Below are 19,359 nucleotides of genomic sequence, written 5' to 3'. Positions count from 1 at the left end.
GGCGCTGCTCCTTGCGTTATATAACATGTATTTTAAATGAATCTTATAGGGGCTGAGAGGGTATTGTAAATACACATCTGAACCACAGGGTTTTTAACATGCGGATGTGGATGAAAATTTTGCATGTTAATGATGATCAAATATTGTGAAGTCCTGATGGAGACAAAAAGGGGGTAAAGGCTTGTCAGCGCTGGAGCCAATCGTTTGCCTAAAAAGCATGGTTTCGGCTGGCAGTCGGCAGGCAAAACAGTTTACACTGTCTTCCTTCGCCCCAAAGGGCCGTTCAATGCCGAATACCAGTTAGCTGAGTCAGGAGAAGCGGATGTTAAAGCGTGATATGAATATTGCCGATTATGATGCCGAATTGTGGCAGGCAATGGAGCAGGAAAACGTGCGTCAGGAAGAGCATATTGAACTGATTGCTTCTGAAAACTACACCAGTCCGCGAGTGATGCAGGCGCAGGGATCTCAGCTGACCAACAAATATGCCGAAGGCTATCCGGGTAAGCGCTACTACGGTGGCTGTGAATATGTGGATATTGTCGAACAGTTGGCTATCGATCGTGCGAAAGCGCTGTTTGGCGCTGACTATGCCAACGTGCAGCCACACTCTGGTTCTCAGGCGAACTTCGCGGTCTTTACCGCGCTGCTGCAACCGGGCGACACTATCCTGGGCATGAATCTGGCACACGGTGGCCACCTGACGCATGGTTCGCCGGTTAACTTTTCGGGCAAGCTGTACAACGTGGTGCCTTATGGCATTGATGAAAAAGGCAAAATTGATTACGACGATCTGGCGGCACAGGCACAAAAGCATAAGCCTAAGATGATCATCGGTGGCTTCTCCGCCTATTCCGGTGTCTGTGACTGGGCAAAAATGCGTGAAATAGCTGACAGCATCGGTGCTTATCTGTTTGTTGACATGGCACACGTTGCCGGTCTGGTTGCTGCGGACGTCTACCCTAATCCGATTCCTCATGCGCACATTGTTACCACCACCACGCACAAGACGCTGGCTGGACCCCGCGGTGGGCTGATTCTGGCGAAAGGCGGTGATGAAGATTTTTACAAGAAACTGAACTCGGCAGTATTCCCCGGTGGCCAGGGGGGCCCGCTGATGCATGTGATTGCGGGTAAAGCGGTGGCGTTGAAAGAAGCCATGGAACCGGAGTTCAGGATTTACCAGCAGCAGGTGGTAAAAAATGCCAAAGCGATGGTGGACGTTTTTCTCTCGCGCGGCTACAACGTGGTTTCCGGCGGCACCCACAACCATTTGTTCCTGCTGGATCTGGTTGACAAAAATCTGACCGGTAAAGAAGCTGATGCCGCACTGGGTCGTGCCAACATCACCGTTAACAAAAACAGCGTGCCAAACGATCCGAAAAGCCCGTTTGTCACTTCCGGTATCCGTATTGGTTCACCATCCGTCACTCGCCGTGGCTTCCAGGAAGCGGAAGTGCGTCAGCTGGCGGGCTGGATGAGCGATATTCTCGACAATATCAACGATCAGGGTGTTCAGGAACGCGTTAAGAAGCAGGTGCTTGAGATCTGCGAACGCTTCCCGGTTTATGCATAAGCACGCCAGGTTAACAATCAGCGGGACATGGCGTCCCGCTTTTAGATCGTGTTTGTCGTCGTATGCACATCATGATTCCAGTAACATCCTGATACGCTCCTGATGATGGCTTTGCAGGGGAAGTTCAGCGTGGATCAGCGGTGGCGAATAAAGCGGTAAAGACGTGGCGTAGGGTGAGATCACCAGCGCTATCCCTCCCGGTGCACTGTCGCGCTGATATGCCTCCACATCAAGATATTTTATATTCAGTGGCAGTAAGGTCAGTTCCCGCAGCTGTTGTTCAACGTCAATTTCCAGCTGGCGATCTTTCCCGGTCAACAGCAATACCTGTTTTTCCTGAAGTGCATTTTCCTGCATCAGCCACGCGCCGAAAATAATGGCAATCAGCGCCACTTCTTCCAGTGTGAAATGTAACTTATACAGTTGCTCAATGTCCGCTACTGTCTGCCGGGCAGTACGCAGCAGGCGGGGATAGAGCCTGACCACTTCTTCAGTCAGACCGTTATCAATGCCAATAGCGAACAGGCTACGCTCCATTGCCTGGCTGAGGTGTGTATAGAGCTGAGCGCACAGCCCCTGTTCATCACTGAAACGCATTGCCGACAGTTTCTGGAAATCTGCGATCATCTGACGTACGGCAGAGAGCAACCGGCGTTCATGCTCATGGCAGATATTGTCTGCCACTGGTGTGCAGAGCTGGCTGAACACCAACGCGAATAACATCACTTCGCTGTCATCAGGTGCGACTTTGCAGCGCTTTTGCCAGTGGCGAACCACTTTCAGAGCAACCTGATGCTCAGGCCGTGCCGACAGCCAGTAGAGTTGAGCGTTACTGAATTCAATATGCGCGCGGCGGCCCAGCGAATGCTGCATAAAAAGCGGAAGAAACTGGCGATCGCGCTCGCTGAAATCCCGTGACAGCTGGTTAGCACAATAGTGCACCAGTGCCTGCAGATTATGCTCATCGTAAAGGGCTTTGCCGATCCCCAGCGCGTTCAGTTGCTGTTTAACGGCCGGTGCAAAATGGTGCTGAACAAAATCTGGGGTGACACGCAAGGCTCGTCGCAACCAGTGCAGCAGGCAAAGACGTTGATCCAGTTCCGCTCCGTCAATCCGGTAGTTACCCCGGGTATCCTCGTTAAGGACAAGCCGGTGATAGCGCTGGATTTCTGTTGCCACCTCCGCTATATCTTGCCGGGTAACTGACTGATCCACCCGGTTGAGCTCACTCAGCGATGCCAGGGTGACAGTGGTTTGCGGCAGATAAAGCAGTAACAGCAGATGGCTCTGACGTTGTGGACTGGAAAAGGCAGAAGGATCGGGTACGGATAAACTCATCGTCTGCAATCCAGGTCAAAGAGAAACATCGCTAAGAATAGCCCGACTGCGACGTTATGATTTTGTGTTGGTGGTATTTATTCGCGTCTTTTAAGACAGGTCACAGAATTTTTTTCCAGATAACAGGAAGGAATAAGATTTGTTATGTTATAACATGTTTTTCCGGTTGGTGATCGGCGTCCTGCTGCTGACAATAGCGCCATTAACGTGGAGTCATCCTCACAGCTTTATTGCCATGCAGGTGACACCGGTCCAGAAAGATAACCAGCTTACCGGACTGAAAATGCACTGGGTAATGGATGAAATTACCTCGGCCGATCTGCTCTACGATGCGGGTAAGGCAAAGCCGGGATCGCCAGTGTGGAAAAAACTGGCGGCAGAAGTGATGGCTAACGTGTTGGGGCAGCACTATTTCAGTGAATTCTGGCATGATGGTAAAGCCGTGAAGTTTTACAACCTGCCGCCGGAATACCAACTGTTCAGAGAGGGACATAAAGCCGTGCTGGAGTTTATTTTACCGCTGGGTGAACCGCAGCCGCTGTCCGGCCAGCGCTATACGTTTTCTACCTTTGATCCAACTTATTTTGTTGATATGTATTACGATTCTGAAAAATCACTTCATTTGCCGCCGGAACTGGCGTCCCGATGTAAATTTACCCTGCACACGCCCAAAGCCAATGAATCCATGAAAGCGTATGCACTCTCTTTGGATAAAGCTGACGCACCACCGGCAGAGATGGATCTGGGGCGGCAATTTGCTCAAACGGTAACGTTTTCATGTCACTGACTGTGTTGCATAAAAAATTAAAACCGGTGGGCTGGTGGCAGGCATGGCCTCTGATGGTGTTGTTAGCTTTGCTGTTGGCGGCTGGTCTGGCGTTATGGTTTTACTGGCCACAGATCCTGCTGCAAAGCACGTTCTGGCAGAGATCGCTGAATCAGCAAATGACCATACTGTTGCAACAGGTTGCCACGCATCCCCATCAGGCGGGAGTGACATTAATGGGCTTCAGCCTGATTTATGGTGTGCTTCATGCGCTGGGACCGGGCCACGGCAAAGTGGTGATCGCCACTTTTCTGGCAACGCACCCAACCAGAGTTAAAACCAGTCTGCAACTGACCCTCGCGGCTGCCGTGGTGCAGGGCGGCGTGGCCATTGCGTTGGTTACGGTAATGCTGGGGATACTGGGTCTTTCGTCCCGTCAGCTGCATCTGAGCAGTTTCTGGCTGGAGAAAGGAAGTTATCTGCTGGTCGTCGGTTTGGGAGGCTGGCTGTGCTGGCGGGCAGTAAGCAAAATTTGGCGCACATGGCGATCGCCGCAACCACTGACCATCCACAGGATAGTTTCGGCTGGTAATCAGCACGGCGCTGAGTGTGGTTGTGGACATCATCACGTCCCGGACCGCGAGATGCTCGACAGGGCCGTGAGCGGCAAAACCAAAATTATGGTCGTGCTGTCGATGGGCTTAAGGCCCTGTTCTGGCGCGATTATGATGCTACTGTTTTCGAAAGTGATTGGCGTCTATACGTGGGGAGTGCTTTCCGCACTGGTGATGGCGGTGGGTACGGCAATGACGGTATCGGCAATGGCTTTGCTGGTGCAGGTTTGGCGTTCACTGGCCGTGACGTTGAGTCGGAATGTACCCGCTGCACGCTGGCAAAAAGTGGGTTGGGCGTGCCTGTCTCTGGCGGGAGGGATAGCGCTGATGGCGTTGGGAACCATGCTGTGGCTCACTGCTCAACCGGCGATGTCCGGCGGTATCAGGCCTGTGTTTTTGCATTAACGCAGGTCCAGCACCCGCGCGTTTAATCGCGCGGACGCTGTTGCAGCGGCGCTTCAGCGCTTCAGCGCTTCGCTCAGCTCATCGCGCATGGACGCCAGCATCGTTTTCACCACGCGGGGATTACCGGCAATAATGTTGCCGGAAGTCATATAGCCATGTGCGCCAACAAAGTCAGTAACCAGACCACCTGCTTCACGTACCAGTAGTTCACCGGCTGCGAAATCCCACGGTTTCAGACCGATTTCAAAATAACCGTCCACGCGACCCGCGGCAACATAAGCCAGATCCAGCGCCGCCGAACCACTGCGGCGGAAATCCGCACACTGCGTGAACAGTTTGCCAATGATGTTGATATAGGGCGTGGCGTGCTGCTTCATTTTAAACGGGAAACCGGTGGCCAGAATAGTGCCGTCCAGATCGCGGGCGCTGCTGCCACGTAAACGATAGCCGTTAAGTTGAGCGCCCTGGCCACGTGCCGCGCTGAACAGCTCATTGCGCATCGGATCATAAACCACGGCAACTTCAGTGCGACCTTTGATACGCACGGCGATTGAAACGGAGAAGTGAGGGAGACGCTTGATAAAGTTTGACGTGCCATCCAGTGGATCGATAACCCATTGTACATCCTGGTCTTCACCGGCTAATTCACCACACTCTTCAGAAATAATGGTGTGTTTCGGGTAAGACTTGCGGATCACCTCAATAATAAGGCGTTCAGCGTCGCGATCAACATTGGTAACGAAGTCGTTGCTGCCTTTCTGGCTGGCTTCAACCGCGTCCGGGGTTTCGTAATTTTTGGCAATTAAATTTCCGGCCTTGCGCGCAGCGCGCACGGCGATGTTGAGCATCGGATGCATCGGTCTCTCTCACTGGATGTTAAAGAACGGGAAAACGGCGCGGATTATAACAGGGGGAACGGCAAATGTCCTGAAAATATGTTAGCATCGAAAAATTATCTCACGGATCTGAATTCCTATGCTGCAAAACATCCGAATCGTGCTGGTGGAAACGTCTCACACCGGCAATATGGGCTCCGTCGCGCGTGCGATGAAAACAATGGGCCTGAGCAATCTCTGGCTGGTTAATCCACTGGTTAAGCCTGATTCCCAGGCCATCGCGCTGGCGGCCGGAGCCAGCGATGTGATTGGCGAAGCCCGCATTGTTGATACCCTTGACGACGCGCTGGCGGGCTGTAGTCTGGTAATTGGCACCAGCGCCCGTTCCCGCTCACTGCCCTGGCCGATGCTTGATCCGCGTGAATGTGGCGTGAAAAGCGTGCACGAAGCGCAGCAGGCACCGGTGGCACTGGTGTTTGGTCGTGAGCGTGTTGGTCTGACCAATGAAGAACTGCAAAAATGTCACTATCACCTCGCGATAGCCGCCAATCCTGAATACAGTTCACTGAATCTGGCGATGGCGGTACAGATTATCGCTTATGAAGTGCGAATGGCGTTTCTGGCGCTGCCGGAAACGGCACGGCCAGAGTATGAAACTTCACCGTATCCGCTGGTGGATGATCTGGAGCGCTTCTATCAGCATCTGGAGCAGATGATGACTCACAGTGGTTTTATCCGCGAAGGTAGCCCCGGGCAGGTGATGAGTAAAATGCGCCGCCTGTACACCCGCGCCCGCCCGGAGAGAGACGAGCTGAATATCCTGCGTGGCATGCTTTCCTCGCTGGAAAAACCGAAGGGCGACAGATAAGCGGAACCGGTCCGCCGTCAGGTAAAAAGTAGTTGAGCAGATTACCAGGTTAAATAGTTGAGTAAATTACCAGGTTAAATAGTTGACCAATTCACTCGGGAATGTCAGACTTGCGTCCATCTTTTTGTTCACGCCCGTAATCGGGCAAAACTGAGGTTGCTTACGCCATGAGACTGACATCCAAAGGCCGCTATGCCGTTACCGCTATGCTCGACGTTGCTCTTCACTCCCATGAAGGGCCGGTGCCTTTAGCTGATATTTCTGAACGTCAGGGTATCTCCTTGTCTTATCTGGAACAGCTCTTTTCACGCCTGCGTAAAAACGGCCTTGTGGCCAGCGTTCGTGGTCCGGGTGGCGGATATTTGCTGGGCAAAGCGTCGAGTGAGATCGCGGTTGGTGCGGTAATTACTGCCGTTGACGAATCTGTTGATGCGACCAAATGTCAGGGTAAAGAGGGGTGCCAGGGTGGCGAACGCTGTCTGACGCATGTTCTGTGGCGTGACCTCAGCGAGCGGATCAGCGACTTCCTTAATAACATTACGCTGGCGGAGCTGGTTAACAATCAGGAGATCCTGGATGTGGCAGATCGTCAGAACAATATTGAAAAAGCACGCGTGCCTGCTGGCCGTATGCACGAAACCATTAACGTCAATCTGCGCGCCTGATTAAGGCTACGGTAAATCCCGTTATCCATCGCACGGGCGGATAATGGATAGCGGGAGTGCCAGACAGCATTGAATGACGTTAATCAACGGAGTTCAATTGCCATGAAAGTACCGGTTTATCTCGATTACGCCGCAACCACACCCGCCGATCCCCGCGTTGCTGAAAAAATGATGCAATATCTCACTCAGGATGGCACTTTCGGTAATCCGGCTTCCCGATCTCACCGTTTTGGCTGGCAGGCTGAAGAAGCCGTTGATGTTGCGCGTAATCAGGTGGCTGAACTGATTGGTGCCGACCCGCGGGAAATCGTCTTCACCTCCGGTGCAACGGAATCAGATAACCTTGCCATTAAAGGTGCCGCCTTTCAGCACCAGCAAAAAGGCCGTCATCTCATCACCTGCCTGACCGAACACAAAGCGGTGCTTGATACCTGTGCACAACTGGAAGATCAGGGTTTCACCGTAACCTGGCTTGCTCCGCAACCCGATGGTCGGATTGCCCTGGCAGACCTTGAAGCCGCGATGCGTGATGACACCGTGCTGGTTTCAGTCATGCACGTTAATAATGAGACCGGCGTGGTGCAGGATATTGCTGCTATCGGTGAGTTGTGTCGCTGCCGCGATATTCTTTTTCATGTTGATGCCACGCAGAGCGTTGGCAAATTGCCTCTCAACGTGGGTCAGCTTGCAGTCGATATGCTCTCTTTCTCTGCCCATAAGGTTTATGGTCCGAAAGGAATAGGCGGTCTGTATGTGCGCCGCAGGCCACCAGTTCGCATTGCTGCCCAGATCCACGGTGGAGGCCACGAGCGGGGGATGCGTTCCGGCACGCTTCCCGTGCACCAGATTGTCGGGATGGGTGAGGCCTTTCGCATTGCGAAAGAGGAAATGACCGCCGAAATGGCCCGTCTGCATGCCTTACGCTTAAAACTCTGGAAGGGTATCAGTCAGCTTGACGATGTGACCCTGAACGGGGATGCACAGCATAACGTGGCGGGCATTCTTAACGTCGGTTTTGGCGCGGTGGATGGCGAAACCCTGTTGATGGCGCTGAAAGACCTGGCGGTATCATCCGGTTCCGCCTGTACGTCGGCCAGCCTGGAGCCTTCCTACGTGCTTCGTGCGATGGGTGTTTGTGAGGCACTGGCACACAGTTCACTGCGTTTTTCTCTTGGCCGTTTTACCACGGAAGAGGAAATTGATTTTGCCATCAGAACGGTAAAGAGCGCAGTCAGCCGCCTGCGCGTCCATACCAAATCTCACTGAAACTGGTAACAGGTTGATCCGGTATCACGGTATGCCGGTGCGACCTCTGTTTGCTCAATGTTGTCAATCTGCCAGAACGGCAACAGAGAACGTTTATTGTAGTGTCCGGCCGTTTTAAACGGCCCCTGATAAAGCATCAACAAGGAGCCATGCAATGACAACGACGCCAATGAAAATATCACTGTCAACGGCAGCGGCCGATCCCCGCTGGGGTGATAAAGCGATCCTCACCAGCAATGACAGTGGAATGACCATCCACCTTACTGGTGACGATGAGCTGACCACCGTCCAGCGTGCGGCGCGTAAAATTAACGCACAGGGTGTCCGTAACGTCAGCCTGAGTGGCGACTGGGATCTGGAAAAAAGCTGGGCGTTCTGGCAGGGCTATCGTAGCCCGAAAGGAGAAAATCAGGTGGAATGGGCCGCGTTTAACGAGGCCGACACCGCCGAGTTTGAACGTCGCCTGGAAATTATTGACTGGGTGCGCGATACCATTAATTTGCCCGCTGAAGATCTTGGGCCGGAGCAACTTGCCCAGCGTGCTGTTGATCTGCTGGCTGCGGTTGGTGGGGATAAAGTCAGTTACCGAATCACTAAAGGTGACGATCTGCGTGAACAGGGTTACATGGGATTGCATACGGTGGGACGCGGTTCTGTGCGCAGCCCGGCATTGCTGGCGCTGGATTTCAACCCGGACGGCGATGATACAGCACCGGTATTTGCCTGTCTGGTGGGCAAAGGCATCACTTTTGACACCGGCGGTTATAGTCTGAAGCCAAGTGGATCGATGGACTCAATGAAATCAGATATGGGCGGCGCCGCGACTCTTACCGGTGCACTGGCACTGGCTGTCAGTCGTGGCCTGAAAAAGCGCGTTAAGCTTTACCTTTGCTGTGCTGACAATATGGTCAGTGGCAACGCGTTTCGTCTGGGAGACATCATCCGTTATCGCAATGGTAAAACGGTGGAAGTGATGAACACCGATGCTGAAGGACGGCTGGTACTGGCTGATGGCCTTATTGATGCCAGCGAACAGCAGCCACAGTTGCTGATTGATGCCGCGACCCTCACCGGTGCAGCCAAAACCGCACTGGGCAACGATTACCATGCATTGTTCAGTTTTGATGACGAGCTGGCCCAGTCGCTGTTAAGCACTGCGGCCAGTGAAAACGAACCCTTCTGGCGTCTGCCCCTGGCGGAGTTTCACCGTAACCACCTGCCATCAAATTTTGCCGATCTGAATAATATTGCTGCACCTTCCCATACGGCGGGGGCCAGTTCTGCCGCGGCCTTTCTTTCCTACTTTGTGAAGCATTATCAGCAGGGCTGGCTGCATATTGACTGTTCTGCCACCTACCGTAAAGGTGCGGTTGACCAGTGGGCTGCCGGGGCCACCGGGCTGGGTGTGCGTACCGTGGCCAGTATGTTACTGAAATAATCTTATTGTACAGGGCCGGATGTGGCACTGCCTCCGGCACTGTGTCGATGTCGCTTGCAGGACTGACTTATGAATGAAAGTAATCAGCGGCTGGAAGAAGTTCTGAAACTGGCTGCGTCTGAGCCAGCACACCGGCCTGAGTTTTTTGCTTTACTGATGGACGCCAGCGTGTGGGTGCCGGGCGAAAATGCAGAAGTGGGGGGAAGCAACATCACCCCCTCTGCGGTGGATTTACAGCACTGGAAAAGAGACGATGGCAGCACCGTTATCCCTTTCTTCACTTCCGCCACCGCGATGGAGCAGGTAGTCACGGACGCTCAGCCTTTTCTGGTTATGCCGGTACGCACGCTGTTTGCTCTGACACAAGGAGAAACCCTGTTTCTTAACCCTGAGCTGGCGTCAGGAAAGGAGTTTACACCAACAGAAATCAAACATTTGTTAGGTGAAGAGGGGAATGCCCTTACTCAGCACAGCGTGCTGGAAGGAGGAGCCACGCTGTTGTTGTCCGAAGTGACGGAACCGCCGGGGCAGATGATTGATTCACTCATCGGGCTGTTTACGAAATATAAACAGGTACGTCGGGCTTTTGTCGCGCATATCAAAGAATCTGCAAAGGAGCGGCCTAATCTGCTGATTGGCATTGAAGCTGACAGCGATATCGACACCATTATTCAGGCGGCGGGCAGCGTGGCCACCGACACGCTTTTGGCTGATGAAGCCATTGATATTTGTCAGGTGACGGAGCATGAGCCCGGTATCAGTCACTTTTTTACCGCCCATATCACCCCATTTTATCAACGCAGGTGGGGGAGTTTTCTGCGTGAATATAACGCGAGCGGTTAATGCTGAATGCAGGCTGAAATGACATTGGACAGGGTACAGATCTTTCAACGGCAGCCCTGTACCCTGTCAATGGATCGGGAGGGGATTATTGGGTGATGCTGATGGGCAGATCGTCGCGGCTCCCCCATTCCCCCCAGGAACCATCGTAGAGTCTGACGTTTTTGACACCCAGGGTGTTCAGCGCAAGGATCACCACCACCGCCGTGACGCCAGAGCCACAGCTGGCGATCACCGGTTCAGTAAGACTGACGCCATAATGTTGAAAAATGTCTTTCAGGATGTCCGCAGGCTTCAGCTGACCATTTTCCACCAGTTCGTTCCAGGGTAAGTTGAGGCTGCCCGGAATATGGCCACGCCGCAAACCCGGTCGTGGCTCTTCCACCTCACCTTTAAAGCGGTTTGCTGCTCTGGCATCAATCAGCTGAGCACCGCCTTCATGACTGACCAGCAGTACGTCGGTTACATTTGCGGTTGCCTGTGGATCGACGTCAGCGGTAAATTCCCCTTCCGGCAGAACAACGGCACCGTCTGCCAGCGGGTAATCTGCCTCTTCCCAGCCTTTCAGTCCGCCAGCGAGAATCGAAACCTGCTTCACAGCGTACTGACGCAGCATCCACCAGGCGCGCGGTGCGGAAAAAAGATTCCCCTCATCGTACACCACCAGATGTTTTTCACCGTTGACACCCAGTTCACGCATGGCCACGGCAAACGCTTCGGCACGGGGCAACATATGTGGGTAGGGCGCATTGTGATCGGAAAGTGCTTCGATATCGAAGAAGGGGGCATTGGGTAAATGTCGGGCAAGATACTCTGTGTGAATGTTGCGTCCATTTTGCTGGCCTGGGGGTAGCATTCGTGCGTCAAGAACCTGAATATTTTCATCAGAATAATGCTCCGCCAGCCAGTCGGCGGTCACAAAGAACGGGGTTGTCATAGCACGCTCACGAGTGGTTACGATGCACAAAGTGTTAACTATCCTGGCGTGTAGTACAAGCTGTCCGTGCAGTATCCATCACATTAATACTGAAAAACCACTCCTACTGCGAAGGTGCACAGCCGCTATATTGACAAACATGGCAAGGATTTGAGCAATAGCTGCTCATCAGGATTATTGTATTAACAGTAACACAAAAGAAAGCCATTACTGTTGGTGTGGGCATGGCTGTCAATGTCTTATGTTCGATAACTGTCAAAAAACGACTTAACCCACAGTAATATAAAAAGCGATAATTGAAAGATTAGTAATTCTTTATTGTTTATATTTATTAAATGTTGGTTTTTATATGTTAATTTGTTGAACAACAGAGGTTCTGTCATGACTTTAATAACGAAAGCGTCTTCACATTATTGTGACTATAAGAAAAAAAGACTTCCTGATACAAATAACAAATCGGCTGAAAATGGACGTCAGTATGAATTAGAGAAACACCTTTTCACTAAACAACTTGATTTTGTGCTAAGCAATCCTGGTTTGCACAGTGGCAATTTTCGAAAGCATTCTCTAAGTAATGCATTTCTGACAGTAGTGCCAAATATTGAAAAAATAACGAAGTTTGCGGCAGGTAATGCTTCAGTCAGTACTAAAAACCATGTTTCAGCTAATGTCCCGGTTAACATCGAAAATAACGATCTGTGTTGTATTATAAACGAAGCGGCATGTTCAAAAAAAATCTGGAAGGGTAATTCAAAAAATTTACAGTCTCACAGGAAAAAAAAGCCATACAGAGCTAATGATAAAAATAAGTGTGTTGGAAAATGGAACAGCGCGAATAAAAAAATACAGGAAGTGCAGCACGACACAAAGAGTAATAAACCTGTTTTGACATCAGAAAATTTTTCTGGGTATGAGCCTGAAACATCTAAAACAGGAGAGGATGGTTTTTTTGATAGGCTTTTTTCTGGAATAAAAATCTTTCCAGGTGTTGATGCCGGAGTAATAAAATCAAGTGAGAATAGCATTCCAAAAACTGCATGTAAAAATAAACTAATTTTCAATGATAATGAAAAAAAGAATTTTTTGCATAAACTTGAAGATAGGTTTGTATCTTCCGAACTACTGGCCGATCAGGATAAGAATAATTTTGAATACGTTACAAGAGTAATAAGTGCTGATGAGCCACTTGCCTATTCAGGATTTAAATATCCTGACGTGAATTTTTTAAGTATAGAAGGAAAGGAATATCAAGCCACGGATTTACTTGATGACAATTCTGAAAAAATAGTTGGCTTTTCTGAAAAAGAATTTCTCAGTGCTAATGGTGAAACAAAAGGAAGGGTCCTGCTGATCAAAAACCAAAGGCCAGTTGTAAAGACAGAAATGAAAGGGATTTTATCTGACAGAGATATTGGGCCGCAAAGGGAATCAGGAGAACTTATTACATTGGGTATTAGTCCGATAACTGCCGGGTTTATTGCAAATATTGAGCGACAAAAATTTATCAAAAACCCGGACAAGTTTGGCTGCGCTGATCCATCTGTAAGTAAAAAATACGTGGCAAGTCTGGCAAATTTTAGTGCCAATGGGGAAAAGTTTTTATTACAGGAGACTCCTGCTAATAAGTCGAAACCTGCTAATTTAAAGGATGTATTGCCGTTGCCGGAAAGAGCTGCTTTTTACAGCAGGGATCCACTAACAGGCGTCAGGACAGAGATACTGATAAGACTTCATAAACAAAAAGATGATAATAAAGATGTCGATAACTTTTATTATTTAAAGCCCACTGATAAAGAGAATGAGTTCTATATATATCAATTTGAAGGTCACCGTCTTGAGCGGATGGAAAAAAAAGTGATTTATAATGTGGAAACACAGTCATGGCGATATGCAGACAGTCCACAGCAGGAAAAAATTGAGGTGGATATTGTAGAAGGAAATAAACAGGTTAATCTTTATGGTGATTATTATAATGCGAAATTGAATGGTGAAGGTAACTATATTGTCCATTTTTACAAAGAGAATGGGTTGAAAGAGTATATTCCTGTTTACAGAGAGCCACTTTCAAAAAAATGGAGTACAGGTAAGAGCAATAATCAGGCTACATTTGACTACTCTCAGGAGGCGTTGATTGAGAAAATTTCCATTCCTGAAAGTGATGATTATTCTTATTTTGCATTAGGAAACAATGATCCTGAATATTATGGCAAGGGAAATATATATGAAAAGGTTTACAAAAATCGGGATGTGAATGATGATTTAGGTAGGTTTGTAGAAATGAGTGGCAAAATTGTTCCTGTAAGAAATAAGAAGCATGCAGGACATGGTGTATTGTATGAGGTCTATGACGTAAAAAATGCGCAGCTACCGGGCTATGCTATTGAATGGGATGGTGAAAGATGGTTATTTGAAAAGCCAACATCCGCTCATATATCTGATGAACTGAAGGAAATTATTACTACAGATATGTATGTCAGCAATCTGGATGAAAGCATGCTGTCGTCTCCTAACTCGGAAGGATTGAGAACTGATAAATATGATAATAAATATATCAGGGTTAACAACGGATTTATCAGTATTAATCAAGATGAAAATAAATTTTTTATAAGAAAACCTGCCGGAGATGATATTTTCCTTAATTTCATAGAGGGTAAATTTTTTCCAGCTAACTCAGCTGCTGATAAAGGAAAAAAAATAATTAAGCGTGATCTGAAAAGTGACTGTCCCAGCTGGTCAACCCAATATGATGAACTTGGAAAAATTTCTCAGAAAAATGAAGTTATCACCATACGACATCGTGGCGATTCAGATACTAACGTGGCCGAAAACAGCCTGAGTGCATTCAGACTTTCCTATAAAAATTGTCGCTCAGCGATAGAAACGGACGTATTGTTGACTAAAGATAATCAAGCTGTGATATTCCATGATGTAAGAATTGGAAAGATGATGGAACCCGGCTATGATCCTGAGCGAAACACCGGTCCAAACGCTTTTCTGAAGGATATGACATTAGATGAGCTTAAAAATAAAAAACTTCTCGACCCCAGAAGACGACCCACAGAGGACACAATTATAACGGTTGATGAATTAATCAGGGATTATCGTCAACAAAATGGACAATCTTTGCTTTATCTGGAAGTCAAAGATCCTCAGCTTATCATGCGAGTCGCAAAGACAATTACTGATGAGGCAAAGTATGATCCCACCTTGCTTAAAAGAATTATTGTTAAATTTAATATGGCCGAATTTCCTACCTATGTCGACTGGGTGGCGGGATTAAAAAATGCCGGTGCGGATATAAATATCATGGCTAATCCGGTAATGAGCCCCGCAGCGGCAGCAAGAATTAATAAACTCCCGAATAACGCCATACCGATACCTCCTGGTGATCCTCTGCATGATAATGCCAGCAGAGCAGTCTGGTGGTGGTCTCACGCTTATGGACAAAATGTTCCTAACGTCGAAATTGTTATCAAAAGCTCTGACAGTGGATTTATAAATAAAGTACGTAAGTCATCTCCCCAGGGGGATTATTTAGAGCCAGTAAGTCTTGATATAGCTAATACTGTACCAGGATCACCTGCATATTTTATTGCCATTGTGAAGAAAAATCATAAACCTTTGGGTACTTATGTCCCCGCTCCAGACCGAATCATGTGGAGAGATGGTTTCATTTCTGGTATTACAGTACCTGACACCGCGCAACCTCATAAAAGGAGCGATATTGTGGATTCTTATTATAATAATGACTCCAGATGTTGCTACACGCTTGAGGACAGACTGGCGGAAAATGAACATGAGGACGTAAGAGCGAATATTGCATGGAACCGTGGCATTGGAGCCAACGTAATAACATCTGATGATATTGACAGTATTGATACTTTTTTAGATAAAGCCAGGGCTCTTGACAGGGTAGCCATACCTCATCCTAAATATCCTAAACAAGAAATGCAATCAAAGTTGGCATGGGAACTGAAATACTGGCCGGCGCCGGATGGGAGCAGCGCAAGATTTAAAGGGTGGGGTGGTGGCTCTGCAAAATTGTTCTGGGGTGGGCAGGTTTGTATTTACGATAATCCTTATACAAAATATCCATGGGTATATCAATGTGATGTTACTCCGCCGTTTGGTTATAAAAATGAACTCAACATGAGAGTTGTCAAAAATGAAAAATATGGTGCTGTAAATCAGATATTATCGCATGATAAAAAATTCTGCATGAGTGGAAAAGATGGGGATAGCTCGTATATGAAATGGACGACAGATTGTAGCGCAGAAAATACGGAAACGCATTTCTGGTATACGGAATATGAGCACTTACGGAATTTGTATGCTGATGATAATATAAAATATGCTCAGTTCTATCGTGGAGGTATATATTATGGTCAGGCATATGGCCTTCTGTCAAATACAAACACGCCGGATGACTGGGCTGAATGGAAGTTGGAAAAGGTGGATTAATAGCAAGTTATGTAATACTAACTCATATTTTCAGAGTTAATATTTAATCCGGTGCGGTGATTTTATATGATCACCGCATCAATTTTGTGAAATGATTGCGTGGTTGAATATACCCAAGAGTAATGAAGCAAAAAAACCTTCTTTATGTTGTTGTTTTTTAAGGTAAAAATCAGGGTTTCGTGAGCCTGATTTCTCAGTTTTTTCTACATTTTTCAAGTTCGATATTAATTTTTTTGATGCTGTCAGTAATATTTATGTTTTTTTCGATAACCTGACTTATACCATTGCCAATAATCTCTTCAGCATGATGTAAATCAAAATATGTTCCATCATGAAAGGCATTTTCACGAATTCCCGAGGCTGAGCTTTTTTCCGTAAGAGAAAGCCACGGATAGTAATCTGTGATTTTTACATTATTATATTGGTAATAAGAAGCAGAGCTTCCGCCGAGTAAAACAATTTGTTCAGTAATTGTTGGTGAAAAAAGCCATTGCATAAATAAAGCGCACTGTAACTTATTTTCGGAGTTTTTAGCAATTCCAATAGCTCCTCCTCCCAGTAATGGTTTCCCACCTGGGACAACAGAATATCCAATAGATGAAGAAAGATTACTATGTGCAACATTGGAAAATAAATTATTATAAATTAGTAACATGGAAAGATTCCCGTGCTCAAATTGAGTAATGGCGTCCTGCCACCAGTTGCTGTTAATACAAAGATTGTGATCCAGGCTCTGAATATATTTATAGAGCACATCTTCTGCTATTTCTGGAATAAGTCGTGCCGGTGGTTTGTTATGCAGTAAACGGCCGCCTTTTGCGTAATAACGCAATAAAAACTCTGTGGCTATTACTTCTGTACCACCTGTGTTAGCACATGAACCTGTTGAGGTTATTTCTCCTTGTTGGCGGAGATCCGAAAAAAATAGCGACAATCTGTCATACTGCTCGAAATTTTCAGGTACATTCATCTCATGCCTGAATTTTTCAAAATATATTCGTCTTATTCTTTGATCTTCAAATAAATCATGACGATAGAAAAGCATCTGAGCACTGGGATCAAAAGGCAGGGTGTAAGCTATATCATTGACTTTGCTGTAGCGCTCAGTTACTTCTTTAGGGAAGCTATCAAGAAGATATAGCAAATCTTGTGTTAAATTTTTTAAAGGTTCAAAGATTTTCTCTGCCAGCCATGGCAAAGTGGCAATATCTATTCTGATTAGATCATATTCGATGGATGCGGTCAGTTTGTTGGTTATTTCAATAAGCTGATCGAAGGGCATACGGGTGATTTCTACCTTGATACCTGTTGTTCTGAAAAAATGTGGTAACAGCTTTTCCAGGGCATCTGTAGAAGGACTTGGAATACTCAAAAACGTTATTTTATTCGGCTGGGATGGACTGTGAATTTTAGGGAAAAAAATTCTGTAATCATCATGACTTTTTAACTGTAAATCAAGATTTCGCTCTTGATCGTTGATTAAGTGATGAGCAACTTTATTACCCAGGTTCTCATAATTCACCGGGTAACAATACAGATTTTCTTCAAGATGCAATTCGTCTCCAGACAATGCATAAATTGGGGGGCAGTCCTGACTTGAACCAAGATGACAGGCATTTCTGATATGGCGAATTTTATCAAAGTCGGAACAGATGATCGCATCAAGGGGGATGTCCTGGAAAAATTCAAAAGCGATTTTGTGACATTCGCAATCAGGAGAAGAAAAATGCTGTATCTTTATATTTTCCTCATCCGCAAAAGCATCTGTCAGGTATTGCATAAATTTTAACATGTTTGAATATTTTTCTGGCTCAGTGAATACACCAATATTTTTATATCCTTTTTTTCTTATGGTTGCAGTAAGATGCTTGATCTCCTTTTGGGCATTGATGTCAAAAAATAAATTTGCACCAACTGGATTTCGATATGCGAATATAATTTTTTCACTTGGGATGGACAGTCTTTTATAATATAAATCAGCGCTGGCAAAGCAACTTACCACAACAACTCCATGGCATTGATGGCTGGCCAGAAGCGCCAGTTGCTTTTTTTCAACTTCTTCATTTTCACCTGTTACAAATATTTCAATTCGGTAGCCATTTTTCGAAAAAAAACTATTCATGCCACTGTAAAGATTATGATATCGCTCTGCTCGCATATCCGGTACAACCAGTGCAATACTTTTAGAGTTTCCTCCACGCAACGTCTTTGCCTGCGCATTAGCTTGGTAGCCTAATCGATCTGCAGCTGCTTTTACCGCACTAATCTTGGCCGCACTTACGTTGCCGCGTTGGTTCAGAACGTTAGACACCGTCCCGTGTGAAACACCTGCAAGTCTGGCGATATCTTTTATCGTTGGCATAAATAACCTCTCAAATTTTGTGATGCTGATTTTATCATTTGGGCATAACTCGCCGCAAATTTGTGAAGAGGATATAAGATTACTGAAGACCAAATTGACACGTACCAAAAAAAGGTTATCTTCCAAAAAAGGAAAAAATAATGACTGTTGAGGATTAACATTATGCACGTTCATTTCTTGGGAACAGCATCGTCTGAAGGTATTCCAAACCCATTTTGCTCATGTGATTTATGTGAACAGAGTCGCACTATTAAAGGAAAGGATATCCGTACGAGATCTTGTGTAATTATTGATGAGATTTTACAAATTGATATCGCTCCAGAATACCACTATCAGCTAATACGTGATGGATTAAATGCAAGGAAAATTAAGGATTTATTATTCACTCATACCCATGCAGATCATTTTAATATCGGTGAGCTTTACAGCCGAATGGAAGGTTTTGGGCACCATATAGATCATTCTCTTAACATTTATGGCAATGACGTTGCCGTGGGGAAATGTGCACAGCTGCTTGAAGGATTCAGTGATGAACGTTTCAAGCTGAGAAAAGTCGTCCCCTTTGTCGAGTTTGAAAGCAATGGTTATCGCATCACACCTTTATTGGCAAATCACGCTATCTGGGAATTCTGTTATATTTATTTTATTGAAAAAGAGGGAAGGTCAATACTTTATGGCCATGATTCCGGTTGGTTTCCAGAGCTAACCTGGCACGGTCTTCAAAACAAAAAAATCGATCTCTGTATTCTCGAATGTACTCTCGGCTATAACGGAAACAGTAGAGCAAACAATCATATGAGTGTTGAGACAATTCTTGCCACCAGAGAAAGATTATATGCAATGGGATGTTTAACAAAGCAAAGCAAAATTCTCCTCTCTCATATTTCGCACAATGTAAAAATGAATCACTCAGAATTTAATGAAAAAATGTGTCCTCATGGAATAGCGGTTGCGTATGATGGGTTAACAATTAATCTTTAAAAGGAT

At 46.9% G+C, this 19,359-nt stretch carries 14 protein-coding genes; 10 read left to right on the top strand and 4 right to left on the bottom strand.

All coding sequences use genetic code 11. The features are described from left to right. Nucleotides 1–322 precede the first annotated feature (322 nt). On the top strand, nucleotides 323–1,576 hold the full coding sequence (gene glyA, locus EB241_RS02115) for a serine hydroxymethyltransferase (protein ID WP_124231560.1): 1,254 nt from the start codon (nucleotides 323–325) through the stop codon (nucleotides 1,574–1,576). Between the two features lie 69 nt (nucleotides 1,577–1,645). Here the strand turns inward: glyA and csiE are convergent, their stop codons facing one another. Further along, nucleotides 1,646–2,914, bottom strand: a complete 1,269-nt coding sequence (csiE, locus tag EB241_RS02110) for a stationary phase inducible protein CsiE (RefSeq protein WP_124231559.1) — start codon at nucleotides 2,912–2,914, stop codon at nucleotides 1,646–1,648. A gap of 154 nt (nucleotides 2,915–3,068) precedes the next feature. Between csiE and EB241_RS02105 the strand changes: the two genes are divergently transcribed. Together EB241_RS02105 and EB241_RS02100 are read left to right on the top strand one after the other, a co-directional pair. Beyond that, nucleotides 3,069–3,701: a DUF1007 family protein gene (locus tag EB241_RS02105; RefSeq protein ID WP_124231673.1), complete on the top strand. Its 633-nt coding sequence runs from the start codon at nucleotides 3,069–3,071 to the stop codon at nucleotides 3,699–3,701. After that, nucleotides 3,692–4,699: a nickel/cobalt transporter gene (locus tag EB241_RS02100; protein ID WP_124231558.1), complete on the top strand. Its 1,008-nt coding sequence runs from the start codon at nucleotides 3,692–3,694 to the stop codon at nucleotides 4,697–4,699. Before EB241_RS02105 ends, EB241_RS02100 begins: the two co-directional genes overlap by 10 nt. A gap of 53 nt (nucleotides 4,700–4,752) precedes the next feature. Here the strand turns inward: EB241_RS02100 and suhB are convergent, their stop codons facing one another. Beyond that, nucleotides 4,753–5,556, bottom strand: coding sequence for an inositol-1-monophosphatase (gene suhB, locus EB241_RS02095; protein WP_124231557.1), 804 nt, complete (start codon nucleotides 5,554–5,556; stop codon nucleotides 4,753–4,755). A gap of 118 nt (nucleotides 5,557–5,674) precedes the next feature. On the opposite strand from suhB, the gene trmJ reads away from it, so the two are divergent. From trmJ to sseB, 5 genes are all read left to right on the top strand, one after another. Beyond that, complete coding sequence (trmJ, locus tag EB241_RS02085) at nucleotides 5,675–6,403, top strand: tRNA (cytosine(32)/uridine(32)-2'-O)-methyltransferase TrmJ (RefSeq protein WP_124231555.1); 729 nt, start codon at nucleotides 5,675–5,677, stop codon at nucleotides 6,401–6,403. A gap of 167 nt (nucleotides 6,404–6,570) precedes the next feature. Continuing rightward, on the top strand, nucleotides 6,571–7,068 hold the full coding sequence (gene iscR / locus EB241_RS02080; protein ID WP_124231554.1) for a Fe-S cluster assembly transcriptional regulator IscR: 498 nt from the start codon (nucleotides 6,571–6,573) through the stop codon (nucleotides 7,066–7,068). 102 nt (nucleotides 7,069–7,170) lie between these two features. Next, the gene (locus tag EB241_RS02075; protein ID WP_124231553.1) at nucleotides 7,171–8,334 is read left to right on the top strand and encodes an IscS subfamily cysteine desulfurase; all 1,164 of its coding nucleotides are present in this window, start codon (nucleotides 7,171–7,173) and stop codon (nucleotides 8,332–8,334) included. 154 nt (nucleotides 8,335–8,488) lie between these two features. Further along, nucleotides 8,489–9,772 carry an aminopeptidase PepB gene (gene pepB, locus EB241_RS02070; RefSeq protein WP_124231552.1) on the top strand — a complete coding sequence of 428 codons (1,284 nt, stop codon included), beginning with the start codon at nucleotides 8,489–8,491 and terminating at the stop codon, nucleotides 9,770–9,772. 69 nt (nucleotides 9,773–9,841) lie between these two features. Next, entirely contained in the window at nucleotides 9,842–10,615 is a 774-nt protein-coding gene (gene sseB / locus EB241_RS02065; protein ID WP_124231551.1) for an enhanced serine sensitivity protein SseB, read from the top strand. Nucleotides 10,616–10,700: 85 nt separating this feature from the next. On the opposite strand, the gene sseA is transcribed toward sseB, so the two are convergent. After that, the gene (sseA, locus tag EB241_RS02060; protein ID WP_124231550.1) at nucleotides 10,701–11,549 is read right to left on the bottom strand and encodes a 3-mercaptopyruvate sulfurtransferase; all 849 of its coding nucleotides are present in this window, start codon (nucleotides 11,547–11,549) and stop codon (nucleotides 10,701–10,703) included. A gap of 381 nt (nucleotides 11,550–11,930) precedes the next feature. On the opposite strand from sseA, the gene EB241_RS02055 reads away from it, so the two are divergent. Then, nucleotides 11,931–16,010 carry a glycerophosphodiester phosphodiesterase family protein gene (locus EB241_RS02055; protein WP_124231549.1) on the top strand — a complete coding sequence of 1,360 codons (4,080 nt, stop codon included), beginning with the start codon at nucleotides 11,931–11,933 and terminating at the stop codon, nucleotides 16,008–16,010. A gap of 193 nt (nucleotides 16,011–16,203) precedes the next feature. Here EB241_RS02055 and EB241_RS02050 read toward each other — a convergent pair whose 3' ends face one another. After that, nucleotides 16,204–18,540, bottom strand: a complete 2,337-nt coding sequence (locus EB241_RS02050; RefSeq protein WP_158612366.1) for an extracellular solute-binding protein — start codon at nucleotides 18,538–18,540, stop codon at nucleotides 16,204–16,206. Here EB241_RS02050 and EB241_RS02045 point away from each other — a divergent pair. Further along, nucleotides 18,535–19,353, top strand: coding sequence for an MBL fold metallo-hydrolase (locus tag EB241_RS02045; protein WP_124231547.1), 819 nt, complete (start codon nucleotides 18,535–18,537; stop codon nucleotides 19,351–19,353). The genes EB241_RS02050 and EB241_RS02045 overlap by 6 nt on opposite strands. The last annotated feature ends 6 nt before the right edge of the window (nucleotides 19,354–19,359 follow it).

This window comes from Erwinia psidii (genome assembly GCF_003846135.1).
In the GTDB taxonomy this organism is placed as follows: Bacteria; Pseudomonadota; Gammaproteobacteria; order Enterobacterales; family Enterobacteriaceae; genus Erwinia; species Erwinia psidii.
Note: the sequence above shows the minus strand (reverse complement) of the source record. Positions and strands in the feature narration are given on the sequence as shown.